The 26,854-nt window shown below is 72.9% G+C and carries 24 protein-coding genes; 5 read left to right on the top strand and 19 right to left on the bottom strand.

Going from position 1 to position 26,854, the window contains the following annotated elements; genetic code table 11:
- Window positions 1–5: 5 nt before the first annotated feature.
- From ABD811_RS31035 to ABD811_RS31020, 4 genes are all read right to left on the bottom strand, one after another.
- Window positions 6–1,655, bottom strand: a complete 1,650-nt coding sequence (locus tag ABD811_RS31035) for an acyl-CoA carboxylase subunit beta (protein WP_344954855.1) — start codon at window positions 1,653–1,655, stop codon at window positions 6–8.
- Window positions 1,652–2,701, bottom strand: coding sequence for an NAD-dependent epimerase/dehydratase family protein (locus ABD811_RS31030; RefSeq protein ID WP_344954853.1), 1,050 nt, complete (start codon window positions 2,699–2,701; stop codon window positions 1,652–1,654). Before ABD811_RS31030 ends, ABD811_RS31035 begins: the two co-directional genes overlap by 4 nt.
- 73 nt (window positions 2,702–2,774) lie before the next feature.
- Window positions 2,775–4,172: an FAD-dependent oxidoreductase gene (locus ABD811_RS31025; RefSeq protein WP_344954851.1), complete on the bottom strand. Its 1,398-nt coding sequence runs from the start codon at window positions 4,170–4,172 to the stop codon at window positions 2,775–2,777.
- 33 nt (window positions 4,173–4,205) lie between these two features.
- Window positions 4,206–5,366: an epoxide hydrolase family protein gene (locus tag ABD811_RS31020; RefSeq protein WP_344954849.1), complete on the bottom strand. Its 1,161-nt coding sequence runs from the start codon at window positions 5,364–5,366 to the stop codon at window positions 4,206–4,208.
- A 259-nt stretch (window positions 5,367–5,625) separates the two neighbouring features.
- Here ABD811_RS31020 and ABD811_RS31015 point away from each other — a divergent pair, with 259 nt between their 5' ends.
- Both ABD811_RS31015 and ABD811_RS31010 read left to right on the top strand, forming a co-directional pair.
- Window positions 5,626–6,429 carry a TIGR03084 family metal-binding protein gene (locus ABD811_RS31015; RefSeq protein ID WP_344954847.1) on the top strand — a complete coding sequence of 268 codons (804 nt, stop codon included), beginning with the start codon at window positions 5,626–5,628 and terminating at the stop codon, window positions 6,427–6,429.
- A 55-nt stretch (window positions 6,430–6,484) separates the two neighbouring features.
- Window positions 6,485–6,886: an SgcJ/EcaC family oxidoreductase gene (locus ABD811_RS31010; protein WP_344954845.1), complete on the top strand. Its 402-nt coding sequence runs from the start codon at window positions 6,485–6,487 to the stop codon at window positions 6,884–6,886.
- Between the two features lie 87 nt (window positions 6,887–6,973).
- On the opposite strand, the gene ABD811_RS31005 is transcribed toward ABD811_RS31010, so the two are convergent.
- The 12 genes from ABD811_RS31005 to ABD811_RS30950 form a co-directional block, all read right to left on the bottom strand.
- Entirely contained in the window at window positions 6,974–7,942 is a 969-nt protein-coding gene (locus ABD811_RS31005) for a Gfo/Idh/MocA family protein (protein WP_344954843.1), read from the bottom strand.
- Window positions 7,942–9,324, bottom strand: a complete 1,383-nt coding sequence (locus ABD811_RS31000; RefSeq protein WP_344954841.1) for an NDP-hexose 2,3-dehydratase family protein — start codon at window positions 9,322–9,324, stop codon at window positions 7,942–7,944. The genes ABD811_RS31005 and ABD811_RS31000 overlap by 1 nt, the downstream gene beginning before the upstream one ends.
- A gap of 85 nt (window positions 9,325–9,409) precedes the next feature.
- Window positions 9,410–10,417, bottom strand: coding sequence for a zinc-dependent alcohol dehydrogenase family protein (locus ABD811_RS30995; RefSeq protein WP_344954839.1), 1,008 nt, complete (start codon window positions 10,415–10,417; stop codon window positions 9,410–9,412).
- The gene (locus ABD811_RS30990; RefSeq protein ID WP_344954837.1) at window positions 10,414–11,046 is read right to left on the bottom strand and encodes an anthranilate synthase component II; all 633 of its coding nucleotides are present in this window, start codon (window positions 11,044–11,046) and stop codon (window positions 10,414–10,416) included. Before ABD811_RS30990 ends, ABD811_RS30995 begins: the two co-directional genes overlap by 4 nt.
- Window positions 11,043–12,533 (bottom strand): anthranilate synthase component I family protein, encoded by a 1,491-nt coding sequence (locus tag ABD811_RS30985; RefSeq protein WP_344954836.1) that lies wholly within the window; start codon window positions 12,531–12,533, stop codon window positions 11,043–11,045. The genes ABD811_RS30990 and ABD811_RS30985 overlap by 4 nt, the downstream gene beginning before the upstream one ends.
- A 19-nt stretch (window positions 12,534–12,552) precedes the next feature.
- On the bottom strand, window positions 12,553–13,956 hold the full coding sequence (locus ABD811_RS30980; protein ID WP_344954834.1) for a phenylacetate--CoA ligase family protein: 1,404 nt from the start codon (window positions 13,954–13,956) through the stop codon (window positions 12,553–12,555).
- A 91-nt stretch (window positions 13,957–14,047) separates the two neighbouring features.
- Window positions 14,048–14,725 (bottom strand): flavodoxin family protein, encoded by a 678-nt coding sequence (locus ABD811_RS30975; RefSeq protein WP_344954832.1) that lies wholly within the window; start codon window positions 14,723–14,725, stop codon window positions 14,048–14,050.
- A gap of 24 nt (window positions 14,726–14,749) precedes the next feature.
- Window positions 14,750–16,060 carry an acyltransferase family protein gene (locus ABD811_RS30970; RefSeq protein ID WP_344954830.1) on the bottom strand — a complete coding sequence of 437 codons (1,311 nt, stop codon included), beginning with the start codon at window positions 16,058–16,060 and terminating at the stop codon, window positions 14,750–14,752.
- Entirely contained in the window at window positions 16,047–16,316 is a 270-nt protein-coding gene (locus ABD811_RS30965) for a DUF6052 family protein (RefSeq protein WP_344954828.1), read from the bottom strand. Before ABD811_RS30965 ends, ABD811_RS30970 begins: the two co-directional genes overlap by 14 nt.
- Window positions 16,303–17,628, bottom strand: coding sequence for a phenylacetate--CoA ligase family protein (locus tag ABD811_RS30960; protein WP_344954826.1), 1,326 nt, complete (start codon window positions 17,626–17,628; stop codon window positions 16,303–16,305). The genes ABD811_RS30965 and ABD811_RS30960 overlap by 14 nt, the downstream gene beginning before the upstream one ends.
- Before the next feature lie 61 nt (window positions 17,629–17,689).
- On the bottom strand, window positions 17,690–18,925 hold the full coding sequence (locus ABD811_RS30955) for a cytochrome P450 (RefSeq protein ID WP_344954824.1): 1,236 nt from the start codon (window positions 18,923–18,925) through the stop codon (window positions 17,690–17,692).
- A 56-nt stretch (window positions 18,926–18,981) separates the two neighbouring features.
- Window positions 18,982–19,992: a methyltransferase gene (locus ABD811_RS30950; RefSeq protein ID WP_425549479.1), complete on the bottom strand. Its 1,011-nt coding sequence runs from the start codon at window positions 19,990–19,992 to the stop codon at window positions 18,982–18,984.
- 255 nt (window positions 19,993–20,247) lie between these two features.
- On the opposite strand from ABD811_RS30950, the gene aroF reads away from it, so the two are divergent.
- Together aroF and ABD811_RS30940 are read left to right on the top strand one after the other, a co-directional pair.
- Complete coding sequence (gene aroF / locus ABD811_RS30945) at window positions 20,248–21,336, top strand: 3-deoxy-7-phosphoheptulonate synthase (RefSeq protein ID WP_344954822.1); 1,089 nt, start codon at window positions 20,248–20,250, stop codon at window positions 21,334–21,336.
- 176 nt (window positions 21,337–21,512) lie between these two features.
- Window positions 21,513–21,887: a YciI family protein gene (locus tag ABD811_RS30940; RefSeq protein WP_344954987.1), complete on the top strand. Its 375-nt coding sequence runs from the start codon at window positions 21,513–21,515 to the stop codon at window positions 21,885–21,887.
- Between the two features lie 40 nt (window positions 21,888–21,927).
- Here ABD811_RS30940 and ABD811_RS30935 read toward each other — a convergent pair whose 3' ends face one another.
- Window positions 21,928–22,965 carry a glucose-1-phosphate thymidylyltransferase gene (locus tag ABD811_RS30935; protein ID WP_344954820.1) on the bottom strand — a complete coding sequence of 346 codons (1,038 nt, stop codon included), beginning with the start codon at window positions 22,963–22,965 and terminating at the stop codon, window positions 21,928–21,930.
- 160 nt (window positions 22,966–23,125) lie between these two features.
- Between ABD811_RS30935 and ABD811_RS30930 the strand changes: the two genes are divergently transcribed.
- Complete coding sequence (locus ABD811_RS30930; protein WP_344954818.1) at window positions 23,126–23,845, top strand: class I SAM-dependent methyltransferase; 720 nt, start codon at window positions 23,126–23,128, stop codon at window positions 23,843–23,845.
- Window positions 23,846–23,884: 39 nt separating this feature from the next.
- Here the strand turns inward: ABD811_RS30930 and rfbB are convergent, their stop codons facing one another.
- Complete coding sequence (gene rfbB / locus ABD811_RS30925) at window positions 23,885–24,952, bottom strand: dTDP-glucose 4,6-dehydratase (protein WP_344954816.1); 1,068 nt, start codon at window positions 24,950–24,952, stop codon at window positions 23,885–23,887.
- 244 nt (window positions 24,953–25,196) lie between these two features.
- Window positions 25,197–26,804 carry an MFS transporter gene (locus ABD811_RS30920; RefSeq protein WP_344954814.1) on the bottom strand — a complete coding sequence of 536 codons (1,608 nt, stop codon included), beginning with the start codon at window positions 26,802–26,804 and terminating at the stop codon, window positions 25,197–25,199.
- Between the last annotated feature and the right edge of the window lie 50 nt (window positions 26,805–26,854).

Below are 26,854 nucleotides of genomic sequence, written 5' to 3'. Positions count from 1 at the left end.
CTCCATCACAGCGGGGTGTTGCCGTGCTTGCGTTGCGGGGTCGACGCGCGTTTGCGCCGCAGCATCTCCAGCCCGCGCGCGACCGCGGCCCGGGTCCGCACCGGATCGATCACGTCGTCGACGAGCCCGCGTTCGGCGGCGTAGTAGGGGTGCATGAGCTGCTCGGAGTACTCGGCGACGAGTTCGGCGCGCAGCCCCTCGGGGTCGGCGGCGGCGGCCAGCTCGCGCCGGAACAGCACGTTGACCGCGCCCTCGGCGCCCATCACGGCGATCTCGTTGGTCGGCCACGCCAGGGACAGGTCGCAGCCGATCGACCGCGAGTCCATGACGATGTACGCGCCGCCGTAGGCCTTGCGCAGGATCACCTGGACGCGCGGCACCGTCGCCTCGCAGTAGGCGTACAGAAGCTTGGCGCCGTGCCGGATCACCCCGGCGTGCTCCTGCTCGATCCCCGGCAGGAAGCCCGGCACGTCCACCAGCGTCACCAGCGGAATCCCGAACGCGTCACAGAACCGTACGAACCGCGCGGCCTTCTGTGCCGCGTCGGCGTCCAGCACCCCGGCCAGCACCATGGGCTGGTTGGCCACCACTCCGACGACCTCGCCGTCCAGGCGGGCCAGCGCGCAGATCACGTTCGGCGCCCAGTTCTCGTGCAGCTCGATGAACTCCCCGTCGTCCACCAGCTCCTCGACCACCAGGCGCATGTCGTACGGCTTGTTCGGCTCCACCGGGACGATCTCGGCGAGCCGCGGCCGCTCGTCGCCGGCCGCCCCGCGCGGCGCGGCCGCGGGCGCCGGTTCCAGGTTGTTGGCGGGCAGCAGCGACACCAGGTAGCGGACTTCCTCCAGGCAGGTCTCCTCGTCGTCGTGGACGAAGGTGGCCACCCCGGTGAGCTCGCCGTGCACGTCCGCCCCGCCGAGCTCGGCGTGCGTGACGCGCCTGCCGCTCACCGCCTCCACCACGTCCGGGCCGGTCAGGTACATCTGGGCGGAACCGCGCACCATGAACGTGAAGTCGGTCAGCGCCGGCGAGTAGGCCGCTCCCCCCGCGCACGGCCCCAGGATCACACTGATCTGCGGGATCACCCCGGACGCCCGGACGTTGCGGTGGAAGATCCCCCCGTACCCGTCCAGGGACATCACGCCCTCCTGGATCCGGGCGCCGCCGCTGTCGTTCAGCCCGATCAGCGGCGCCCCGTTCTCCAGGGCCAGGTCCATCACCTTGTGGATCTTCGCGGCGTGCGCCTCGCCGAGCGACCCGCCGAAGACGGTGAAGTCCTGGGCGTAGACGAACACCCGGCGGCCGAAGATCGTCCCGGATCCCGCCACCACGCCGTCGGTGTGCGGACGGTTCTCGCCCATCTTCAGCCCGTGCGACCGGTGCCGCCGGTACATCTCGATCTCCAGGAAGGAGCCCTCGTCCAGCAGCAGGTCGAGCCGTTCGCGCGCGGTGCGCTTGCCCAGCCCGTGCTGCCGCTCGACCGCCTCCCGCCGCCCCGCCAGCACCTGCGCGCGCAGCCGGGCGTCGCGTTCGCGCAGCCGCCCCATGGACGGCGCCGAGGACCCCGCCTGACCGCCCCGCGCGGGCGCGGCGTGCCGCCGCCCGTTCGGCCGCGGCACCGGAACCGGGACGAAATCGACCTCCGAAGCGCTCACCGCCTCTCCTTTCGCAGCTCGTCGCGGTCCGCCGGTACCGGCAGGGGGCGTCCGGCGGCCAGGCCCGCCTGCCGGTCCGACAGGAGCCCGGCCCGGTGCAGCCAGCCCACCGCGTCGCCGACGGTCTCGGTCACCGGCCGCGCCGCCGGGTCCGCGTCGACCCGCAGATCGCGGACGCAGGTGTAGACGGCGCCGTACTCGGCCGGGATGTGCCACGGCCACACGCGCTGCACGGCGCCCGTGAGCAGCCCCACCGGCAGCATGGCGCGGGCCGGGAGGAACACGGCCGGCAGGCGGCGCCCGGTCACCTGCCGCAGCACCGACACGTACTGCCGGGTGGACACGTACCGCCCCGGCGTGAGGTGCCACCCCTGGCCGGGCGTTTCCAGCAGATCCATGTGGAACGCCGCCGTGTCGCGCACGTCCCCCACCGGGAAACCGCCCAGCGGCCACATCGGCATCAGCCCGCGCAGCGCGTTGCGCAACCGCGTGGTCTGGTCGCCGAGGTTCGGGTCGTGCGGGCCGAGCAGGGCGGGCGGATAGGTGATCGTCACCGGTGCCCCCTGCGCCTGGTGGCGGCGCGCGACGCGGTCCGCCGCCGCCTTGGTCGCCATGTACCTCTCGCGGGGACGGCCGACCGCCGACTCCGCCCGCACCGTCCGCCCCTCACCGGGGTCCAGCACGCCGAACGTCGAGACGTGCACGATCGGCGCCGCGCCGTGGCGGCGCGCCGCGTCGAGCACGACCTCGGTGCCCCGCTCGTTGACCCGCGTCATCTCCGCGTGCCGCCTGCTGTCGAACGAGTACACCGAGGCCGCGTGCAGCACCGCGTCGGCGCCGCGCACCACCCGCCGGACGCTCGCCTCGTCGGTCACGTCGCCGACCACCACGTCCACGGCGCCGAGGTCGACGCCCAGCGGCGCCAGCGCGCGCCCGGCCTTCGCCTCGTCCCGCGCCAGCAGGCGGACGCGGTGGCCGCGCCGGACCGCCGCGGCGACCGAATGAGCGCCGACGAAGCCGGTGCCGCCGGTCACGCTCACCAACATCGAACCATCTCCATTCGGCTCCGGCCGCCGCACCGGCCTGCCTGGCTGCGGCCCCCGCTCGGGGCCGCCCGTGTCACACCCGCCCGTCTCCGACCGGCCGGGGGCCCGGGGCGGCCGGCGCCCGCCGGGCCTGGCCGGGCGGGGGCTTGCGGACGGCGTGCCGCAGGACGCGCAGCATCATCGGCGGCTTCATCAGCGCCTCGGGCGGGTCGAGCAGCCCGGCCACGCGCAGGAACCCCTCGGTGACCTTGGGGTCCTTCGTCGCGGCGTACTGGAGCCGGGCCATGTAGGCGTTGCCCGCCCGCACCTTCAGCGTGCGGCGCCCCTCCACGCCGGGGAAGTCCAGGTCGCCGCTGACCGAGACGTCCCAGGGCATGTCGATGACCCGGGAGATCCGGGTGAAGAACTCGCCCGGCTCCGGGGGGCCGCCGCGCCGCAGCTGCCGCCGCAGCTCCAGCGTCTCCAGGGCGGCCACGGTCATGCCCTGCCCGTAGACGGGGTTGAAGCTGCACACCGCGTCGCCCATGACCAGCAGGCGTTCGGGGAAGCGGCTCAGCCGCTCGTAGCGTTTGCGCACGCTGGCGGGGAACCGGAAGCTGACCGGGTCGAACAGCGGCTCGGCGTCGCGGACGGCCTCGTAGATGTCCGGCACCGGCAGGGTCCGCGTGTACTCCAGGAACGCCTCGGGCTCGGTCGGCGGGTGGTCGCCCAGGATGCCGGTCAGCGACAGGTTGATCGTCTCCGGGCCGATCTTGCCGAAGAACGCGCCGCGCGGGTGGGCCGGCGAGGCCACCGGGTTGATCGACAGCGCGCCGTTCAGCATCCCCGGCCGCAGCTTGTAGTGCCGGGTCGTGTAGGCCAGGCCGATCTTCACCCGCTCCTCGTCGGGGCGCCGGTACCCCAGCTCCTCCAGCCAGGCGGGGGTGCGCGAGCCGCGGCCGGTGGTGTCCACCACCAGGTCGGCGTCCAGGAGCAGTTCCCCGCCGCCGCCGTCTCGCGGCTCCACCCGGACCCCGGTGATCCGCTCCCGGGCCTCGTCGGCGACGATCCCGAGGATGTCGTGCCGTTCGAGGAAGGTCACGTTGGGTTCGGCCGCCACCTGCGCCCGGATGTGCTCCTCCAGCAGCGGCCGGGGGGCCATCACCGACATCAGCCCGGTCCGCGCGGGCCGCAGCCGCCGCGCGTTCAGGTACCAGTGCAGCTCGCCGAGGTCGCCGCTCGGCACGCCCGCCGCCAGCAGCCCGTCGGTCAGGCCGGGGAACAGGTCCTCCATGATCAGGTGCCCGCGGGCGTGCAGCGCGTGCGCGTGGACGGTGTGCGGCGCGCCGCGCCGGGTCTCGGCGACGCCGAGCACCGTGTCGCGGTCGACCAGCACCACCTCCTGGTAGGACTCGGCCAGCACCCGCGCGGCCAGGCACCCGGCCATGCTGCCGCCGAGCACCACCACGCGCCTTCCGACCTGGCTCTTCACCACGGCCTCCTCTTCCTGGTGACCACCGCTGGGTCAGCCCTTCTTCAGCAGCCGGGCGAAGGCCCGCAGGTCCTGGACGAACAGGTCGGGTTCCTCCATGGCGGCGAAGTGCCCGCCGCGGTCGAACTCGGTCCAGTGCGCCAGCGTCGGGAAGTCCCGTTCGGCGAACCGCCGGACGGCCACGAACGCGCCGCGCGGGAAGATCGCGATGCCGAGCGGCGCGGAGATCGGCGGGTACCGGCCGGTCGTCATGTTGATCGGCAGCGTGTCGACGACCTCGTAGTAGGTCTGGTTGGACGACCCGGCGGTCCCGGTGAACCAGAAGATCGTGGCGATGGTGAGCATGAGGTCCCGGTCGACGGCGTCCTCGGGGACCTCCGCCGCGTCGGCCCAGTCCCTGAACTTCTCGACGATGTAGGCCAGCTGCCCGACCGGCGAGTCGGTCAGCGCGTAGGCCACGGTGTGCGGCCGCGTCGAGTGCAGCTTCATCGTCCCCGACAGCTCGTCGTTGAACCGCTGCGAGCGGGCGATGCGGGCCTGGTCCTCCTCGCTCAGCCCCTCCAGGTCGGCGGGGTCGCCGCTGGGCATGGTGGCGAGCATGTTGAGGTGCACGCCCGCGACGTGCTCGGGGTCGGCCAGCGCCGTCATGATCGAGACGGGGGCGCCGAAGTCGCCGCCCTGCGGGACGTACCGGTCGTAGCCGAGCCGGCGCATCAGCTCGGCCCAGGCCGCCCCGACCCGCTGCAGCGTCCAGCCGGTCTGCTCGGTCGGCCCGGAGAACCCGTAGCCGGGCATCGACGGGATGACCAGGTGGAACGCGTCGGCCGGGTCGCCGCCGTGGTTGCGGGGGTCGGTCAGCGGGTCGATGACGTCCAGGAACTCGGCGACCGAGCCGGGCCAGCCGTGGGTGATCAGCAGCGGCGTGGCGTCCGGCTCGGGCGAGCGGACGTGCAGGAAGTGCACGTTCGCACCGTCGATCTCGGTGACGAACTGCGGATGGCGGTTCAGCCGCGCCTCCATCGCGCGCCAGTCGTAGGTGGTGCGCCAGTATTCGGCCAGCTCTTTCAGATACGCCGTCGGCACCCCCCGCGACCAGCCGACGTCGGGCAGTTTCTCGGGCCATCTCGTGGCCGCGATCCGGCGGTGCAGATCGTCCAGGTCGGCCTGCGGAATTTCGATTCGGAATGGCTTCATACCGGCTCCTCGTCGCGGCGGGTCGATGAAATGCAGACGGCTTTCGGAGTCGCCCGTTCACCTTCGCACCCGCCATTGGGGGGCGCATCTCCTGGGATGCGATGTGCGCGGCCGCCGGTATCGGCCCTGCTGCCGGCCGGGTGCCGTCCCCGGCACTTCGGAAGATGCCGCGAAATCCCGGCCGTTGCAGGCTGGAACGGCCCACACAGGAATCCTCCCGGGAGGATCACCGACCCGTGCTTCGGCGAAGGGTGGATGCATGACCGGACTGCGAAATGTGTTCGAGGATCTGGCCGCGGAGGGCGACGACGTCGACCGCATCGTGGCCGGCCTGGACGAGGCGGGATGGCGCACGCCGACACCGGCTCCCGGATGGACGGTGTTCGACCAGATCGCCCATCTCATCTTCATCTACCAATTGGCGGGAACGGCGGCGACCGACGCCGGCCGCTTCCAGAAGATGGTGGCGGACTCGGGCGACGATTTCGAGGCGGCGGTCAACGCCCGGCTCGCCGACCACCGCCACCTGACGCCCGCGCAGTTGCTGGAGCGCTTCCGCGCCGAACGCGCCGCGACGGTGCGGGCCCTGGCCGCCGTGCCCGCCGACCAGGTGGTGCCGTGGCTGGTGCGGCCGCTGCCCGCGGCGATCCTGGCCTGCGCCGGGATCATGGAGCTGTTCGGGCACGGCCAGGACGTCGCCGACGCGGTGGGCGCCGAGCGCGAGTACACCGACCGGCTGGTGCACCTGGTCGGTTTCACGGTGCTGGTGCGCGACTTCGGCTATCAGGCGCGCGGCCTGACACCGCCGGACCACGAGTTCCGCTTCGAGATCACCGCCCCGTCCGGCGCGCTGTGGACGTTCGGTCCCGAGGACTCGCCGGACCGGATCACCGGGTCGGCCGTCGACCTGTGCCTGCTGGCGGGTCGGCGCCGGCACCGCGCCGACCTCGACCTGGTCGCCACCGGTCCCGAGGCCGACCGCTGGCTCGACATCGCCCAGAACTACCGCGGACCCGCCGGTCCCGGCCGCAGGCCGGGGCAGTTCGCCGTGCCCGCCCGCTGACACCGGCCGCACGACCCGTCCGCACGACCGTCCGCACGAGAAGGAGAAGTGACCCATGACGACCACCGACACCTCCGCCGACCAGGCCGCCATCGCCGCCGTCCCGCAGCGCGTCGTCCAGGCGTGGGCCGCGCATGACGCCGACGCCTTCGCCCGCGTCTTCGTCGAGGACGGCACCATGATCCTGCCGGGTGTCTTCCGCAAGGGACACGACGACATCCGCGCGTTCATGACCGACGCCTTCCAGGGCCGGTTCAAGGGCACCCAGGTCACCGGTAAGCCCATCGACATGCGCCGCTACGGCAACACCGCCGTGGTCGTGACCCAGGGCGGCGTGCTGGCGCCGGGTGAGACCGAGCCGTCGAAGGAGCGCGCCATCCGCGCCACCTGGGTCGTCGTCAAGGACCAGGGGGAATGGCGCCTGGCCGCCTACCAGAACAGCCCGACCGCGGCCTGAGGCAAGGCCCGGACCGCAAAGATCCGCACCCCGTCCCCTGGCTGAGGGGGCGGGGTGCGCGGCTGTCGGGAAGGCGTCGGCGAAGCGTCACTGCCGCGCAGCGCGGCGGCGTATCGCGTCCAGCAGGACGGCCTGGCGCAGGCAGACCTCGGCGTCGGGCGACCCGGCGCCGGTGCGGACGGCTTCGGCGAAGGCGGCGACCGTGTTGGCCACCTGGTCGTCCGGGGCCAGCCGCATCTCCTCAACGCCGGAGGGGCGTTCGACGCGGATGACCGGCACGCGGTCCGCGGGAGGGGTGAACGCCATGTCGAGCGTCAACCGCCCCTCGCTGCCGTTGACGGTGTACGTCGCGGTGTAGAAGTTCTCGAGCCCGTAGGCGACCTGGACGCCGACGCCCTTGGGCGAGCGCAGCAGCGCGGCGCCGGAAGTGTCGACGACGCGGCCCGGCGCGACGCGCTGATGGGCGCCGACGACCTCCAGCTCCGGGCCGAGCAGGTGCAGCGCCGCGCGGACCGGATAGACGCCGACGTCCCACAGCGCCCCGCCGCCCAGCGCCCTTTCGTAGCGGATGTCGCCGTCGGGACGCTCGGGCACGGTGAACGCCGCGTGCAGCGACCGCACCTCGCCGATCGCCCCGCCGTCGAGCAGGTCCCGCACGACCGCGTGCTGCCGGTGGTGGACGAACATGACGTTCTCCATCAGCACCAGGCCGCCGCGCCGCGCGAGGTCCAGCAGCTCACGGGTGCGCGCCGGATCCGTGGTCATGGGCTTCTCGACCAGGACGTGCTTGCCGGCGCGCAGCGCCGCCTCGGTCCACTCGGCGTGCAGGGCGAGCGGCAGCGGCACGTACACCGCCTCGACCTCGGCGAGTTCCAGCAGCGCGGCGTATCCCGTCACCGGGCGGCAGCCGAACGCGCGCGCGGCGCGTTCGGCTCTCCGGCCGTCGCGGCTGGCGATCGCGACGACCTCGGTCCGCGGCGCCGCGGCCATGGCGGGGAGCATGCGCCGCAGCGCGATGCTCGCGCAGCCGGCGACGCCGACGCGCAGCGGCTCCACTAACGCACCGATCCCAGGTTGAGGCCCGCCATCAGCGTGCGCGCCTCCATGGTGACGTAGTGGCCGTGCCGCAGCAGCCAGGTCAGCTGGCCCGGCGTGACCCACTGGTAGCCGGGCGGCGGGTCGAGCGGCGCCTGCGTCTCGTCGGCCTCGACCACCAGGTACCGGCTGTCGGCGTTGCGGAACCGGCCGCCCTCCTCCGAGTGCACGGCCTCGTAGCGTATCCGGGCCGGGTCGGCCGTCAGCAGCGCGTCGAGGAACGGCGGCTCGTCCTGGCCGGTCAGGCGCGCGTGGTCGCCGGGCGTCCACTGCGCGGTGGGGCCGAGCTCCACCGTGTGCACCAGGCCCGGCTCGACGCGCGCGTGCACCAGGACGTGGCGCACGCCGTCGATCGTCCGGCTCAGGAAGCCGGCCACGCCCTGCCCCGGCGGCTCCAGCAGCGGCTGCGTCCACCGGCTCACCTCGCGGCGGTCCGCCTCGACGGACACGGCCACGACACGGAAGCACCGGCCGTCCTCGTGGCCGATGGACGACTCCCCGACGCGCCAGCCCGGGGTCCGCGCCAGCGGGACGAGCCGCGCGGACGGGTGGCGCCGCGAGCGCATCTCGGTGAGCCAGGACAGCAGCTCCACGTCCGTCAGCAGCGCGCCGCGCTCCCGCCGGGGCACCGGCAGGCACGACAGCACGCTGCGGGTGTCCATGGCGAGCAGCAGGTCGCGCCGCATCAGCTCGCCGAGCTGGCCGAGGGTGACCCAGCGGTAGTCCTCGTGCACGGCGACCTCGTCGGTCACCTCCACCACCATGTTGCGGTTGCTCTTGCGGTAGAACCACCAGCCGAGTTCGGACTGGAGCGCGTCCGCCAGCACCCGGCCGCGCCGGTTCCCGACGAAATACTCCAGGTACCGGGTGCCCTTTCCCCGATGCACCCGCGTGTAGTTGCTGTAGGTGGCCTGAACGGTCGGTGACAACTGCACGAGATTCGGGTTGCCGGGTTCCATCTTCGCCTGCATGAGGAAGTGCAGTTCGCCGCCGAAACGTTTGGCCAGCAGCCCGAGAACACCGACCTCGGGCTGGTGGAGAATGGGCTGGTACCAGTCGTGTTCGAGGGCGACGTGCAGCCCTTCGACGCTGAAGAAGCGGCCGGTCTCGTGGCGCAGGTCGCCGGTGCCCTCCTCGAAGGACCAGCCGCGCAGCGCGCCGAAGGGGATCTGTCGTACCTGGTAGCGCCCGGCGGCGGCGCGGCCGGCGAACCAGGCGTCGAAGTCCGCGGTGCTCGGATGCGCGCCCTCGCCGGCGGCCGCGGACGGGGCGAGCAGCGCGGCGGCCGCCGCGTCCTCCCTCGAACGCAGCGCGGGCGCCGCCTTCACAGAATCGGACAACATGATTTGACTGTAGGGGCGCGCCGCGTGCCGCACACCTTTGAGCGTGCCGTCGGCCGCACGCTCAAAGAAACGCCGGCGAAAAACGTCAGTCCGGCACTATGACTATTTTCCCGAAATGGCCGCCGGAGTGCAGGAGGCGATACGCCTCGGGCGCGGCGGAGAACGGGACGGCGCGGTCGACGACCGGGCGGATCCGGTGCCGTTCGACCGCGCGGTTCATCGCCTCGAAGGTGTCCCGTCCGCCCACCAGCATCCCCTGCACGGTGAGCCCCTTGCGCAGCAGCGGCACGGGACTCAGCCCGTCGCCCCGGGCGAGCACGCCGATCAGGCTGACCCGTCCGCCGGTGCGCGCCGCCCGGACCGACTGCGGCAGCGTGCCCGCGCCGCCCACCTCGACGACGTGGTCGACGCCCCCATCCGTCATGTCGAACACGGCCTTCCCCCACTGGGGGACGCGCGTGTAGTTGACGCCCGCCGCCGCGCCGAGCGCGCGCAGCCGGTCCAGCTTGGCGTCCGTGCTGGAGGTGGCGATCACCTCGGCTCCCGCGAGGGTGGCGAACTGCAGCGCGAACACCGACACTCCCCCGCTGCCCAGCGTCAGCACGCGCTCCCCGGGGGCGAGCGTCCCCTGCACCATCAGGCAGTGCCAGGCGGTGACCGCGGCGCACGGCAGCGTCGCGGCCTCGGCGAAGTCCAGGTGCGACGGCGCCGCGACCACCGCGTCCTCGTCGAAGACGACGTACTCGGCGAGCACGCCGTCCACGGTGCCGCCCAGCGACGCGGCGATCTTGTCGGCGGTGGCCGTACCGGAGATCCAGTCGGGCATGAAGACCCCGAGCACGCGGTCTCCCTCCCGCCACCGCGTCACCTCCGGGCCCGCGGCGACCACCTCGCCCGCGCCGTCGGACAGCGGCACCACGTCCGGTTTCATGCCGCGGCCGTACGTGCCCGTGGCGATCAGCAGGTCGCGGTAGTTCAGCGACCACGCCCGCATGCGCACCAGCACCTGGCGCGGGCCGGGCTCGGGCACGGGACGCTCGTCCATCCGCAGGGCGCCGACCCCGGTGAACGCCGGCAGCCGGTAGTACCTCACGCCGCGCCCAGCCGTTCGGCCGAGTCCGGCCGGTGCCGCGCGGGCGGGCCCGCGGACGCCGCGCACAGGCCGACGAAGTTGGTGATCAGCCGCATGCCGTCCTCGGTGCCAATGCTCTCCGGGTGGAACTGCACCGACTCGACGGGCAGGTGCCGGTGCCGCAGCCCCATCACGTACCCGTCGTCGTGGGACCGCGCGGTGATCTCCAGGCACTCGGGCACGGTGTCCTCGACGACCACCAGCGAGTGGTAGCGGGTCGCGACGAACCCGTCGGGGACCCCGGCGAACAGCCCCCGGCCGTCGTGCCGGATCCGGCTGGTCTTGCCGTGCATCAGGTGCCGGGCGGGCACCACGCTCGCGCCGTAGGCCAGCCCGATCGCCTGGTGCCCGAGGCAGACGCCCAGGATCGGGACGAGGCCCGCGAACTCCCGCACGATCTCCACGTGCCCGGACTCGGCCGGCCGTCCGGGGCCGGGACCGAGCAGGATCGCGTCGGGGGTCGTGCCGCGGATCGTGGCGGCGGTCAGCTCGTTGGACCGCGCCATGACCGGGTTCGCGCCGGCCGACATCAGGTATTGCCGCAGGATGTAGACGAAGCTGTCGAACGCGTCGACCACGAGGATCCTCACAGCAGCTCCTCTCCGGTCACCGCCCAGTACGGGGCGCTCAGCTTGGCGAGGGTCTCGTTCCACTCGCGGCCGGGCACCGAGTCGGCGACGACGCCCGCCGAGGCCCGGGTCCGGTACGAGCCGTCGCGGTGGATCAGGGTGCGGATGCACAGCGCGAGGTTCAGGTAGCCGCCGACGTCGATGAGGCCGAGCGCCCCCGAGTACAGCCCCCGCCGGCTGCGCTCGGTCGCCTCGATGATCTCCATGGCGCGGATCTTCGGGGCCCCGGTCATGGTGCCGGCGGGGAACAGCGCCGGGATGACGTCGAAGCCGTCGGTGCCGTCCTCGGCCTCCCCGACCACGGTGGACACCAGGTGCAGGACGTGCGAGTACCGCTCGACGACCAGCGAGTCCGGCACGTCCAGGGTGTCGCGCTTGCAGATGCGGCCGATGTCGTTGCGGCACAGGTCGACGAGCATGGTGTGCTCGGCCAGCTCCTTGGGGTCGGCGCGCAGCTGCCGCGCGGCGATCTCGTCGTCGGCCGCCCCGCGCGGCACCGTCCCGGCGATCGGCCGCATCGTCACGGTGCCGTCCTCCACGCGCACGAACAGCTCCGGGCTGCCGCCGATGACGGTGTGCCCGCCCACCGTGGCCAGGTACATGTACGGCGAGGCGTTGCGCTCGCGCAGCCGCAGGTACACCTGCACCGGATCGGCCGGGCTGCGGATGTCGAGCTCGTGGCCGATCTGCACCTGGTAGATGTCGCCCGCCGCGATGTGCTCCAGGCACCGGTCCACGGCCGCCAGGTACCGGCCGCGCTCGGTGTCGCCGGTGACGGCCGCCACCGGCGGGGCGTCGCGCGGGGCACCCTCCGGCGGGGTCCCGCCGGCGGCGGCGAGCAGCGCGGCGATCTCGTCCCGGTCGAGCGCGGGCCAGGCCGGGGACTCGTGCAGCGACAACTCGGCGCGTCCGGTCGCCAGGTCGGTCATCAGGCAGCCCCGCGACAGCGCCAGGTGCACGTCGGGCAGTTCCGGGTCCTGGTCGATCAGGTACGGCAGGTCCTCGACGTACCGCGCGGCGTCGTAGCCGAAGTAGCCGATGAACCCGAACCGGAACCGCGACGCCGACCCCTCCGCGTCGAACGCGCCGCCGACCGCGCGCAGCACCGGCCACAGGTCGCGGGCGGCGCGCAGCCGCGTCCGCCCGTCGGCGGCGGTGTCGAGCAGCGGCCCGATCCGGCGCCGCACCGCCTCGCGCAGCGCCGGGACCCCGTCCACCCGGACCTCGCCCCGCGTCACCGAGACCGTCAGCAGCGTCCCGAACCCGGCGAAGTGGTATCTGACGTCCCGCGCCGGGCCGGCGGCGGACTCCAGCAGGTAGACCTGCTCGCGTCCGAACCGTCCGGCCAGCGCCAGGTAGGCCGCGAGGGGTTCCACCGGCGGGACCGCCAGCCGTGTGGTGCGCACGGGCACCGCCGCGCCGTCCGGCGCCGGTCGAGCATCGTTCATCGCCTGTGGTCCCGGGTGCTCAGTCGGCGATCGCGTACCGGTGCGCGACCTGCCGCGCGACCAGCGCCGCGTCGTCCGGCTCGGTCCTGTTGTCCAGGATCCGGGCGGCCTTCCAGCTGACGTACGCGCCGGTGTTGGTGACCGGGTCCAGCTCGCCGTCGGCGACGACGGCGGCCCGCACCCCCGCCAGCTCGCGCAGCCGCTCGGCCACCCCGGCCCCCACCTGCTGCGGGGGCCCGCTGATGTCCGGCAGCAGGTCCATCCGGACGGTCACCTGGTCGGCGCCGTCGGGTGCGGTGTCGATGACGACCTGGTAGCCGAGGCAGCCCCGCACGCCGCGCAGCACCGCCGACTCGATCTCGGCCGGATGGAACCGGCCGCCGCCCAGCTCGATCCGGTCGGCGACGCGGCCGACCACCTCGACCAGCCCGCCGGGACGCCCGCACGGGCAGCCCGGCCCGGTGACCGTGACCAGGTCGCCCGTACGGTACCGCACCAGCGGCTTGATCCCGTCGATCAGCATGGTCAGGCACAGCTCGCCGGTGCCGGTGCGTCCGCGCACCGCGCCGGTGCGCGGATCGAGGATCTCCACCAGGTAGTTCGGGTCCGACAGGTGCATCCGGCCCTCGGCGCAGCCGGTGGCGATGGCCAGCGCCTCCTGCGAGCCGTACAGCGTGGGCAGGGTCCGCGCGCCCCAGATGGACGCCACGTTGTCGGCGAACTCGGGGGTGCAGATCTCCCCGAGCACCAGGAACAGCTCGATCCCGAAGTCCTCGCGGGGGTCGTAGCCGTAGTGGCGGGCCGCCTTGGCCAGGCTGAGGCACAGCGCGGGCGCGCACACCACGACCTCGGCGCGCAGCTCCTTCAGCAGCCGCAGCGCCTTGCGGAACCCGACCCGGCTGGACTCCGGCCAGATCTTGGCGTGGCAGGCGCCGAGCCGCTGCGCCACCTCGCCGAAGGTGTCGCCGAACGCGTACAGCTCCGACGGGCCCATCAGGGCGATCACGGGCATCCGGGCACCGAAGTGCGCGGCGAACAGGCGGCGCCACGCCTCCTCAACGTGGGCGTTGCTGCGGGCGATGTCCTCGGGGCCGCGCGGGCAGGGCGTCGGCGGGCCGGTGGTCCCGGTTGTCTCGTAGTAGATGGCGCCCTCGCCGACCGGCCCGCTCAGCACCGCGAACATCGCCTCGCGCAGGTCGTCCTTGGTGGTGAACGGGAGCCGGGACAGGTCGTCGGGGGTGACGGCGTCGACGTCGACGCCGGACAGGTGCGCGCGGTAGAAGTCCGACCGGCGGGTGACCTTCCGCAGCACCGCGGTCAGCCGCTCGGCGTGCCAGCGCCGCCAGTCGGCCTCGGTGACCTCGCCGGAGTAGTAGCGCCGGGTGAAAGCGTCGTAGTCGGACGGCGACAGGCTGGATGGCATTCGATGGGCCTCCGTCGTGTTCGCGTCGTGGGGCTCGCGTCGTGGGGGCTGGCGTCGTGGGTCTCGCGTCGGGGCGGGAGGGGCCGCCGGGTCAGCCCACCGGCGAGCTGCGGGCGGCGAACCAGCGGTCGTCGCGTTCGTTGGCCTTGTCGGTGGCCATCGCGTCGCGGCCGGTCAGCTCCCGGTGCTCGGCGAGTAGCTCGATCATGTCGACCATGCGGTGCAGCATCCGGTCGAGCATCTCCAGGCCCTCGTCGTCGTGCCGGGCGTCGCCGGGCTGGTTGCCGTAGACGATCGCCGGGAACCCGCTGCCGACCAGGATCATCCGGTTGAGCATCACGTTGGCCACCAGGTGGCCGTGCACCTCGGTGTGGCTGTAGCGGCGGCCGGTGACGATCACCCCGGCGACCTTGTTGGTGAGGGGACGCTCGAACCGCAGGTACCCGACGCCGGAGCGTTCGATGAACATCTGCATGAGCGCCGACGTCCCGAACCCGTGGACGGGGGCGGCGTACAGGATCCCGTCGGCCTGCGCCATCCGCCGCACCGCCTCGGGGACGTCGTCGTCGACGGTGCACGGGACGGTGCGGGAGTTGCAGTCGCCGCACGGCCCGCACGGGCTCATGCGCAGCTCGGCCAGGCGGATGATCTCCAGTTCGACGCCCCGGGCGGCCAGGGTCTTGGCGGCGTGCTCCAGCACGTCCAGGGTGTTGCCCCTGGCCCGCTCCGACCCGTGGATGGCGACGATCTTCTTCGGCGTGGTGGACATGGCCGTTCCTCTCTGCGGTCGCGGTCAGCCGGTCTGCTGCGGTGCCAGCGCGGGGTCGGGGACCGGCCGCGGCGCGCGGGGCCATCGGTGGCCGAGCCGGGCGACGGGCCGCTCGAACAGGTAGTGGCTGGCCGCGGCGACCGCCACGGTGCCGAAGAACGTGATCGCCAGCAGGGGCCACATGCCGACGTCCATCCCGGCGGCCTGGTAGGCGACGGGATCCATCGGGGCGGTGCGGCCGTTGATGCTGCCCTCGCCGATGGCCACGTCCAGGACGAGCATGTGCCACAGGTACACGCCGTAGGAGATCCGCCCGAGGAACCGCACGGGCGCGTTCGCCAGCACCGCGTCGGCGAACCGCCAGCGCACGCCCGGCACGGTCAGCGGCGCGACGAACAGCGCCGCGAAGGTCAGCGACAGGACGTAGTCGATCTGGGCCTGGGTGAACCCGGACCAGTCGGGCACCGCGGCCGGGCCGAACGGCTTGTAGAGGTTGACCGCGAACACCGCCAGTGCGGCGAGCCAGCACAGGTTCGGCCGCTGCCTGACCAGGCGGTAGAGGCGGGGCGGCTCCGCGGCGGTCTCGGCGCGCACCGCCAGGACCGCCAGCGCCATGCCGATGGCGAACGTGCCGGCGTAGTGCGGCGGCCAGAAGGTCAGGTCGGACATCCCGAACGGCGACGACTGCCGCAGCGACGGCAGGCTGCAGTACACGTGCCAGACGACGCCGAACGCCACGAACCCGGCCAGCGGCAGCATGATCCGCCGGGCCCGCCGCACGGGGTCGTCGGCGCGGCGCGCGTACCGGGCGATGAGCCAGGCGAACGGCGGCAGGACCAGGTAGAAGGCGAACTCGGTGGTCACCGTCCACGTCGGTTCCATGCCGACGGGAAAGTTCTCGATCTTGAACGAGTGCAGCATCAGCAGCGGGCGCAGCACGTACCAGATCCCGTTGATGCTGTGCAGGTTCATCACCAGCAGCGTCACGATGGTGACGACCCAGAATCCGGGGACGATGCGCAGCACGCGCCGCCACATGAAGTTGCCGAGCGCGGGCCAGGGGGTGCCGGTGATGGTCGCGCGGGCGAAGGAGCGGTAGAGCAGGAAGCCGGACAGGACGAAGAACGGCGGCAGGAACACCTCCAGGCCGGAGGCCACCACGCCCCAGAACGGGTCCTTGGGCTCGTTGAGCATTCCCAGCAGGCCGCCGGCGAAGGCGACGTGGTAGAAGAGGACCGCGGACGCGCAGAGCCCGCGCACCCCCTCCAGATTCGGCAGGTGCCTGCCCTCGGGGGCGATAGTGCCCAGGCCGCTCGGGGGCTCAGTGTTCGCCATCGCGTCTCCCCGTGGCGTGCGTCCTGTCGATGTCGTAGAAGTCGAAGTCCATGACCTGCCCGTAGAGCGCGACGCGCAGTTCCGCCAGGGCGGCCCGCACCGCCGCCACCACGGACGGGACGTCGCAGGTTCCCGCGAGTTCGCGCAGCGAGGCGTAGCACTCCAGCAGCTGCCGCTCCTGGGCGTCGGTCAGTTCGCCCTCCACACGGGCGCCGGTCTCGGGGAGGGGCCGGGTGTGCACTTCAGCGTTCGTCATGGAGCCTCGCCGCCTTGAATTCAGCTCGGGGAAGGGTGCCGGTCTCCGCGAGTTCCACCACCGGGCGGATGCCGATCTCGCGTTTGAACTCGACGGCGATCCGCTCGCACAGGGTGGACAGGTCACCCACCGCGTCGGCGGTGGGCTCGACCCGCAGGAAGACGGTGTCCAGGCCGCGCACGGTGCGCAGCGTGGTCTGGTACTCGCTGACCTCGGGGAACGCGCGGAGGACGTCCTCGATCATCACGGGCGTGACGGACACGCCGCGGATCTTGCGCATGTCGTCGGTGCGGCCGAGGATGCCGCCGTCGAACCAGTCCCACGTCCGTCCGCAGCCGCACTCGTGCCACGGCCGCCTGACCACCAGGTCCTCGGTCCAGTGCCGGAACAGCTGCATGCCCTCGCGGCCGAGACCGGTGGTGACCCGCACGCCCTGCTCGCCGTAGCCGACGGGCCGCAGCGTGTCGGGATGCAGGACCTCCTCGATGACACCGGACTCGATGATGTGGCAGGCGTTGCGCCTGGTCGGGCACTCGAACATGAACACCGCGCCGAGCTCGGTCGTCCCCGCGGCGTTGAGGACCCGCGCGCCGAACGCCTCGGAGATGGCCCGCGTCGTGGAGTCCGGCCGCGGCTCGGCCCCGGCCAGGATCACCTTGACGTTGGCCTCCGCCGCCAGGTCGACGCCCATCTCCCGGGCCGTCTCCATGAGGCGCAGCGCGTAGCTGGGCGTGCATCCCAGCACCTCGATCTGCAGGTCCACCAGCAGCCGGATGCGGGCCCGCGAGTCCAGCCCGCCGGACGGGACGACCATGCACCCCATCCGCTCCAGCGCGTAGTGCATGCCCCAGAAGCCCATGAACAGGCTGTAGCCGAACGCGACCATCCCCCGGTATCCGGGGCGGACGCCCATGCCGTACAGCGCCGTGCAGAAGGTGTCGACCGACCAGGCCCAGTCGCGCGCGGTGTCGAAGGTGCGCACCGGGGGGTTGCCGCTCGTCCCGCTGGTCTGGTGGTGCCGCGAGCCCAGCCGGGAGTCGGTGGACGGCCAGGTGCCGTACGGCGGCGACGCCTGCTCGGTCGCGAGCAGTTCCGGTTTGCGCAGCAGCGGGACCCGGGCGAAGTAGTCGTCCATCGAGGTGATGTCGCCGGGAATCCGTTCGGCCCAGAACTTGGAGTTGGTCCTGGCGTACGTCAGCGCCTGCCGCAGCTTGCGCCACTGCCACTCGGCGAGACGCTCCCTCGGCATGGTCTCGGTTCTGCGATTCCAGTAGCCGATCCGGTTGTCTTGGACCGGTTCAAGCGATGTCATCGAACCTCCCTGCGGATGTGACCGGTCGAGAAGGGAACGGGGCGGGTGAGAGGGACGGGTGTCAGCCGAGCGCGACCGGCAGCCGGCTGTGCCCGCGCACCAGCCAGCGGTCGCGATAGACGGCGGGACCGGCCGGGGCGAGGCCGGGGAAGCGGCGCAGCAGCGCGGGCAGGGCGACCTGCGCCTCCATCCGGGCCAGCGCCGCGCCGACGCACAGATGGATGCCGCCGCCGAAGCTCAGCGGCCTGTTGTCGGGACGGTCGGGGTCGCACCGGTGCGGGTCGGGGTAGCGGCGGGGATCCCGGTTGGCGGCGGCCAGCAGCACCAGCACCTTCGTACCGGCGGGGACCGGGGTGCCCATCAGGTCGACGTCCTCCGCGGCCCAGCGGCTGGTGGCCTGCACCGGCGGTTCGCACCGCAGGGTCTCCTCGACGAAGCCGGGCGCGAAGCCCGGCTCGGCGCGCAGCCGCGCCGCGAATCCGGGGTGCTCGAACGCCGTGTGCAGGCCGTGCCCGAGCAGGTGGGTGGTGGTGTCGAACCCCGCCACCAGCAGCAGGACCAGGTTGCCGATCAGTTCGTCGCGGCTGAGCCGGTCGCCGTCGGCGCCGTCGTCGTGCGCCCGGACCAGCGCGCTGATCAGGTCGGTGCCGGGACGGCGCCGGCGCCGCTCGATGACGTCGGCGAAGTAGTCCGACAGCTCGTCCATCGCCGCGTCCGCCCGGTCCAGCCTGGACAGGTCGGTGATGCCCTCCAGGGCGAGCGTCACCTCGGCCGACACCGCGCGGAACCACACCTGGTCGCTCTCCGGGACGCCGAGCAGCTCGCCGATGACCGCGACCGGGAGCCGGAAGGCGAACTCGGCCATGAAGTCCACCGGCGCCCCGCCGCCGCCGAGGTCGGCCATGCGCCCCAGCAGCCGGTCGACCAGGCGCACCACGGCGGGCCGCAGCTCCTGCACCCTCCTGGCGGTGAAGGTGCCGACCACCTGCCGCCGCATCCGGGAGTGGTCCGGCGGGTTGGTGTAGAGCATCGACTCGGTGAAGCCGCGCAGCGAGGAGTGCTCCCGCCAGCCCGGGTGGACCACGTCGTGGCTGTTCTCGTCCTGCACCCTCAGCAGCGGTTCGCGCAGCGCGGCGACGCACTCGTCGTAGCCGACGGCGACCAGCATCCCGTCGTCGACGCGCACCAGGTTCCCGTGCGCGCGGATGGCCTCGTAGTGGGGGTAGGGGTCGCGTCTGCCCTGCGGGCTCACCAGTGCCGCGATCGCCTCGTCGGGCCGCGTCGCAAGCTCGGCCATCGGCCTCTCCGTTCTCGTCCCCGTGCCGCCCGGCCCGGTCTCGCCGGGTGCGGTCCTCACGGGCGTGCGGGGATTCTGAGTTCGACGATCGACGACTCGCCCGCCGGGTGCGTCCCGGCGACGACGAGCCCCGCGTCGGCGGCCAGCGCGCCGAGCTCGGACAGGCCGCGCTCCCTGCCGCCGTAGTAGGCGAGCATGCGCAGGTCCAACGTGGGAGGGGGCGACTCCCCGTCCGCGCCGAGCGCCTCCACGACGAGCACGGCGCCGTGCGGACCGGCCGCCTCGGCGCAGCGGCGCAGGATCGCGCGCGCCGCCTCGTCGCCCCAGTTGTGCAGGATCGAGGAGAGCAGGTAGCCCCCGGCGCCCGGGGGCAGCGGGTCGAAGAAGCTGCCGGGGACGGCGTCGGCGCGGTCGGCGAGCCCCGCCGCGGCCAGCGCCTTGCGCGCCGCCTCGGCGGTGTCGGGCAGGTCGACGACCGAGCCGCGCAGGGACGGGTGCGCGGTCAGCAACGCGATCAGCAGCGAGCCGTCGCCGCCGCCGACGTCCACGACATGGCCCAGGGAGCCCCAGTCGTAGCCCGCCACGATGCCCGGCGCCCGCCGTGCCAGGTCGGCGGCCATGCGGGCGTCGAAGGACGCCGCGCGCCCGGGTTCGGCCGCCATGTCCTCCCAGAAGGGCCGGCCGAAGTGCGCCGGGTAGGCGGCCTCTCCGGTGCGGACGCTGTGCAGCAGCTCGACGAAGGACAGCTCGGCACGGCCGACCGCGCCCTCGATGTCCAGCATCTCCCGCAGGTGCGCGGGATGGTCGTCCAGCAGCGGTTCGCCCAGGTCGGTCAGGTGGTGGCGCCCGGAGTCGTCGCGGCCGAACACCCCCTTGGCGACCAGGAACCGCAGGAGCCGTTCCAGCGCGTCGGCGTCGGCCCCCGCCGCCCGCGCCAGCTCCGGAACGGTTCGCCGCCCCGCGGCGATGTGGTCGGCGATGCGCAGGGTCGCCGCCACCCGTATCGCCATCGGCGTTCCCAGATGGGCCATGGCCCACAAACGCGCGCTGCCGTCAACGGCCGTCACCGTGTCCCCCTTCGCCTCACGCCCCCGAGGCCGGGCCGCACTGGCCCGGGCAACGATCTCGATCGTGGCCCTGGGAGAAGACCGATACATCCTTCAAATTGCGCTTTTCCCGTTGCCTCGGAGCCCCGTGTGCAGGGCGCAATCCAGGAGATGCGGAACGTGTGCGGCGGGGTGAGGATTCGGCAGGTGTCGTTGCCTTCCGGCGGGGGCGGGCCAGACGGTACCGGCGGCACGAGGCTCAGGAAGGTGCTGGAAATGGTCGTAGTCATGGCCGCGGACGCCCTGCCACGGGACATCGAGGCGGTCGTCCGGCGGGTGGAGGCGGCGGGCGCGCGGGCGTACGTCAGCCGCGGGTTCAGCAGGGTCATCATCGGTCTGGTCGGCGACGTCGACGGCCTCGGCGCGCTCAACCTGCGCGCCATGCCGGGGGTCGGCGCGGTCACCCGGATCTCCACGAAGTACAAGCTGGTCAGCCGCGAGCACCGGCCGGGCCGGTCGGTGGTGCAGGTCGGCGGGGTGCCGATCGGCCCGGACACGGTGACGCTGATCGCCGGGCCGTGCGCGGTGGAGACGCCCGACCAGACGCTCGCCGCCGCCCGGATGGCGCGGGCGGCCGGCGCGACGCTGCTGCGCGGCGGCGCGTTCAAGCCGCGCACCTCGCCGTACGCCTTCCAGGGCCTCGGCGAGGCCGGGCTGAGGATCCTGGCGGACGTGCGGGCCGAGACGGGCATGCCGGTCGTCACCGAGGTGGTCAGCGCGCACGACGTCGACACGGTCGCCGCCTACGCCGACATGCTCCAGATCGGCACCCGCAACATGCAGAACTTCCCGCTGCTGCAGGCGGTCGGGGCGGCGGGCAGGCCGGTGCTGCTGAAACGGGGCATGAGCGCCACCATCGAGGAGTGGCTGATGGCCGCCGAGTACATCGCCCAGCGCGGCAACCTGGACATCGTGCTGTGCGAGCGGGGCATCCGGACCTTCGAGAAGTCCACCCGCAACACCCTGGACATCTCGGCGGTGCCGGTGGCGCAGTGGCTGTCGCACCTGCCGGTCGTCGTCGACCCGTCGCACTCGGGTGGGCGCCGCGAGCTGGTCCTGCCGCTGAGCCGGGCGGCGATCGTCGCGGGCGCCGACGGCCTCATCGTGGACGTGCATCCGCACCCCGAGACCGCGCTGTGCGACGGCCCGCAGGCCATCGTCACCGAGGACCTGCCGGTACTGGCCGACACCCTGACCGGGCTGGCGGCGTTCATGGGCCGCCGGCTGCCCGCTCCCGCCCAGGCGCCGGCGTCGGCGCAGGCGCCGGCCGAACCTCTGGCAGAGGCGGTGGCGGAGCCCACGTGATCACGGGTGATCCGCGCGGCGGTGTCGAGAACGGCGGCTCGGCTCCGACCTGTGCGGTGAGGCTTCCACCGGGGCCCGGCGGCGCGGCGCGCCGCCGGCGCCGGGTCCCGGATTCCGGCCTCTGCTACGCTGCGCCCGCGGCGGTGCCTGGATGTGAGGAGTCGAGAGTGAAGTACATGCTCTTGATCTACAGCAACCCGGAGAACCTGGAGCACCCGATATTTCTGCAGAATCCCGATTTCCTGGCGTTGTCGAGCGACGAGCGCGGCGAGCTGACCGAGCGGTTCGAGGCGCTGCACAAGGAGATCACCGAATCCGGTGAGCTGGTCACCGGGGCCGCGCTGGCCCATCCGGTGAACACCAGGACGACCCGCGTGCGCGACGGTGTCCCGGCCACCACCGACGGCCCCTACCTGGAGGCCAAGGAACATCTCGCGGGATACTTCGTGATCGACTGCGACGGCCCGGAACGGGCGGCCGAGATCGCCTCCCGTTTCCCCCGCACCTGGTTCGCCGCCGTCGACATTCACCCGATCGTCGACTGCGCGTAACGCCTTTCCGCCGACCGCACGCGGAACTCCGCGGCCCTTCTCATATCCGTGAATCCCGCCCGGTCGCGGCGCGGCCGGGGATGCTGTGGGCGGCGACCGGGGCGAGCAGCGCCCCGTCGAGCGCCAGGCCGCCGATGCGCACGGTGCCGTCCAGGACGATCGAGTCGCGGACGCGGGCGCCGCGCAGCACGCAGCCGCGGCCGACGGCCACATGGGGCCCGACCCGGCAGCCGTCCAGCAGGCTGTCGGCTCCGACGAGCGCGGGGCCGACGATCCGCGAACCGCGCACCCGCGCGCCCGGCTCGACCACCACCGGGCCGGTCAGCTCACTGGCCGCGTCCACGTCCCCGGCGACGCGGGGACGCAGGTCCGCCAGGTAGCGGCGGCTGCAGGCCAGCACGTCCTCGGGCCGCCCGATGTCGCGCCAGTAGCCCTCGTACTCCACCGCCCGCACCGGCGCACCCCGCGCGATCAGCCACTGGATCGCGTCGGTGATCTCCAGCTCGCCGCGCGCGCTGGGCCGGATCGCCGCGACCGCCTCGTGCACGGCCGCGGTGAAGAAGTAGACGCCGAGGACGGCCCGGTCGCCGCGCGGCCGCGCGGGCTTCTCCTCCAGCCCCAGCACCGCGCCGTCCTCGCCGAGCTCGGCGACGCCGAACTCGCGGGGGTCGGGCACCCTGCGCACCAGCAACTGCGCGGCCGGGCGGGCGGCCCGGAACCGCCGCGCCAGGCCGGCGATCCCGTCCCGCAGCATGTTGTCGCCGAGATAGAGGACGAAATCGTCGTCGCCCAGGAAACGGCGCGCCAGCCGGACGCAGTGCGCCAGCCCCAGCGGCTTCTCCTGCCGGATGTAGCCGATGTTCAACCCGAGGTCGGAACCGTCGCCGATGGCCTTGACGATCTGCGGCCCGGTGTCACCGACGATGACGGCGGCATCGGTCACGCCCGTCGCGGCGACGTCCCGCAGAACGTGCTCCAGGACCGGTTTTCCCGCGATCGGCACCAACTGTTTGGCGATGGCGTGACTGAAGGGGCGAAGCCGGGTAGCCGAGCCGCCCGCCAGCACGAGTGCCTTCATGGATATTCGTCCCTTCCGTCGTGTGACCGAGACTAACCACGGGGCCGGGTCCGGCACTTCTCGCAGAATGGCGCCGGCGGGCACTCGGGAGGATGCCGGGCCGTTCCGGGCCGCCGAGAATTCGGGGAAGGCCCGCGGCCACGAAAGGAAACCGAGAGCGATGGACGAGACGTACACGGCGGAATTCGCCGAGATCTACGAACCCTTCTACCGGCTCCGGGGAAAGGACTGGACGGCCGAGGCCGAATACCTCGTCAAGCTGATCCGGGACAGATCGCCGGGGGCGCGGTCGCTGCTGGACGTCGGCTGCGGCACCGGCGCGCACCTGGAGACGTTCGACAAGCTGCTCGACCACGTGGAGGGGCTGGACGTCGCCGCGCCGATGCGGGACGTGGCCAGGCGGCGGCTGCCGCACGTCACGGTGCACGACGGCGACATGCGCGACTTCGACCTCGGCCGCCGCTTCGACGCGGTGACGTGCATGTTCAACGCGATCGGCTACATGGAGAGCGTGGGCCAGCTGCGGGCCGCCGTGCGCGCGATGGCGCGGCACGTGGTCCCCGGCGGGGTGCTGGTGGTGGAGCCGTGGCGGTTCCCGGACAAGTTCGTCGACGGGCATCCCGTGGCGGAGGCGGGGCACCCCGACGGCCGTGCCATCGCCCGGGTGTCGCACTCGGTGCGCAGCGGCCGCGCCATCCGCATGCAGGCCCGCTACCTGGTGGGCGAGCCCGGCGGGATCAGGGAGTTCACCCAGGTCCACCGGCTGCGGCTGTTCACCGAGAACGAGTACCTGACCGCCTTCGCGTCCGCCGGCTGCCCCGCCGAGTACCGGGAGGACGACCTGACCGGGCGGGGCCTGTTCATCGGCGTCCGCCGGTAGCCCGGCCGCCGGACCCGGTCCCGGTGCTCGGGCCCGCGCTCAGGGCCCGAGCGCCGTCAGCCGCACCCCGTCCAGCGTGCCGTCGTCGTCCAGGGAGCCGTCGCCGTCCAGGGAGCCGTGGCCGGCGGCCGCCTCCTCGGCCTTCAGCGGCTCCCACCAGGCCCGGTTCGCGCGGTACCACTCGACCGTCGCCGCCAGCCCCACGTCCAGGCCCACCTGCGGCGCGTACCCGAGCTCCTCGCGGATCTTGGTGATGTCCAGCGAGTAGCGCAGGTCGTGTCCGGGCCGGTCGGCGACGTGCTCGACCATCTCCCAGCCCACGCCGCACGCCTCCAGCAGCCGCGCGGTCAGCTCGGCGTTGGTCAGCTCCGTGCCGCCGCCGATGTGGTAGATCTCGCCGGGGCGCCCGGACCGCATGACCATCTGGATGCCGCGGCAGTGGTCCGACACGTGCAGCCAGTCCCGCACGTTGGCGCCGGTGCCGTACAGCGGGACCGGCACGCCGTCCAGCAGGTTGGTGACGAACCGCGGGATCACCTTCTCGGGGTACTGGTAGGGCCCGTAGTTGTTGCTGCACCGCGTGACCACCACGTCCAGGCCGCGGGTGCGGTGCCAGGCGAGCGCGACCAGATCCGAGGCGGCCTTGGACGCGGCGTAGGGCGAGGTGGGGTTCAGCGGGGTGTTCTCGGTCCACGAGCCGTGGTCGATCGAGCCGTACACCTCGTCGGTGGACACGTGCACGAACCGTCCCACGCCGTGCCGCTGCGCGGCCTCCAGCAGCACCTGCGTGCCGAACACGTTGCTGCCCACGAACGGGCGCCCGCTGCGGACCGAGCGGTCCACGTGGGACTCGGCGGCGAAGTGCACGATGACGTCGTGGCCGCGGACGACGTCGTCCACCGCGAACGGGTCGCGGATGTCGCCGTACACGAACCGGTAGCGGGGGTGGCCCGCCACCGGGTCCAGGTTCCGCGGGTTGCCCGCGTAGGCCAGGCGGTCCAGGACGGTGACGTGCGACCCCGCCGACCCGGGCAGTTCCTCCCGCAGCGTCGCCCGCACGAACTCCGAGCCGATGAATCCGGCGCCTCCGGTGACCAGAATCCTCATCGCGGCGATCCTCCGGCGACCGGTCGCTTGGTCTGCGTCTCCATTCGTCCATCATCGGCGCGTTCGCGAAACGGCGGCATCTCCTCGACTGCGCAGATCACGCGCACATCACGGACGACCCGCCGGAAAATGCGCGGTAGCGGACATGAGAACCGGGCGGGACTCCCGCTCCGTCGTCCCGCCCGGTCGCCTCACCGGTGTCAGCCGCCGGTGCCGGGAACCGCCCGGCCCCGCCGGACCTCGGTCACCGCGGACCGGCCGCGGCGTCCGAACCGACGCCCGCGTCCTCGGCCTCGGCCGCCTCGTCGCCGCCCTCCTGGCTCCCGGTCGGCGGGATGTGCCGGAACATGACGGCGCTGAACACCGCGAGCGCGGCGAAGATGACGCCCGAGACGATCGCGACGGTGCCGAGGCCGTCGGCGAACGCGTCGCGGACGGTGCCGAGGAACTGCCCGCCGAGCGGCTGCGGCAGCCCCTCGGCCACCGACACCGCCGCCGCGATGTTGTCCTCGGCGATGTCGGCCGAGTGGGGCGGTACCGCGCCGGGCACGTTCCCCGACAGCTCGCTGCGGTACACGAAGGTGGCGAGGCTGCCGAGCATCGCCACGCCCAGCGCCATGCCCAGCTCGCCGCTGGCCTCGGAGATGGACGAGGCCGAGCCCGCCTTCTCCGGCGGGGCCGCGCCGAGGATCAGCGCGGTGCCGAGGCCGGACGGCAGGCCCACCCCCAGCGCCATGATCGCGTACCCGATCCACAGCTTGACCAGCTGGTCGGGCCCGTCCACCTGGGACAGCACGGCGTACCCGACCGTGCCGATCAGCAGTCCGGCGGTGAAGACGTAGCCGGGCCGCACGCGGGCGGCCAGCGCGGTGCCGGTGCCGATGGCGAAGATCATGATGAGCGTGGACGGCACCAGCCACAGGCCCGCCTTGATCGGCTCCAGCCCCTCGACGCTCTGCAGGTGCTGGGCGATGAGGAAGTAGGTGCCGCCCTGCAGCATCGGGACCAGCAGGCCGACGAACAGCGCGGCGCTGAACGTGCGATTGCGGAACAGGCTCATGTCCACCAGCGGGCTGGCGAGCCCGCGCTGGCGGATGACGAACACCGGCACGAACGCGACGCCGACCAGGATCGTGACGACGGGCACCGCCGCCCAGCCGTCCTTGGCCAGCTCCTTGAGGCCGTAGACGATGGGCAGGATGGCCAGCAGCGACAGCAGCACGCTGACCATGTCCAGGCGGCCGGCGTCGGGGTCGCGGTACTCCGGCAGCAGGATCGGGCCGACCACGACCAGCAGCACCATCACCGGAACGCCCAGCAGGAACACCGAGCCCCACCAGAAGTTGTCGAGCATCGTGCCGCCGACGACGGGACCGAGCGCCATGCCGCCCATGAAGCACGACATCCAGGCGGCGATCGCCATCCCCGATTCCTTGGGGTCCTTGAACATGTTGCTGATCAGCGCCAGCGTCGAGGGCATCAGCGTGGCGCCGGTGATGCCCATGATCGCCCTGGTCGCGATGAGCATCTCGGCGCTGGTGGAGAACGCGGCCACGACCGAGGCCACGCCGAACAGCGCCGCGCCGATCAGCAGCAGCCGGCGGCGGCCGATGCGGTCGCCGAGCGTGCCCATGGTGATCAGGAAGCCGGCCACCATGAAGCCGTAGATGTCGGCGATCCACAGCTGCTGGGTGCTGTCGGCGCCCAGGTCGGTGCTCAGGTGCGGGATGGCCAGGTAGATCACGCTGAAGTCGAGTGACAGCAGCAGCGTGGGCAGGGCCAGGACGATCAGCCCGATCCACTCGCGCCGTCCGGCCTTGGGGCCGGAGGCGGTGGCGGCACTGGGGTCCATCTGCGGTTCCTTCCTCGAAGCGTACGGGCGTACGAGCCGGTCCGGCGGCA

The organism is Actinomadura miaoliensis, assembly GCF_039536785.1.
In the GTDB taxonomy this organism is placed as follows: Bacteria; Actinomycetota; Actinomycetes; order Streptosporangiales; family Streptosporangiaceae; genus Spirillospora; species Spirillospora miaoliensis.
This window is presented reverse-complemented; position numbering and strand designations above follow the sequence as displayed.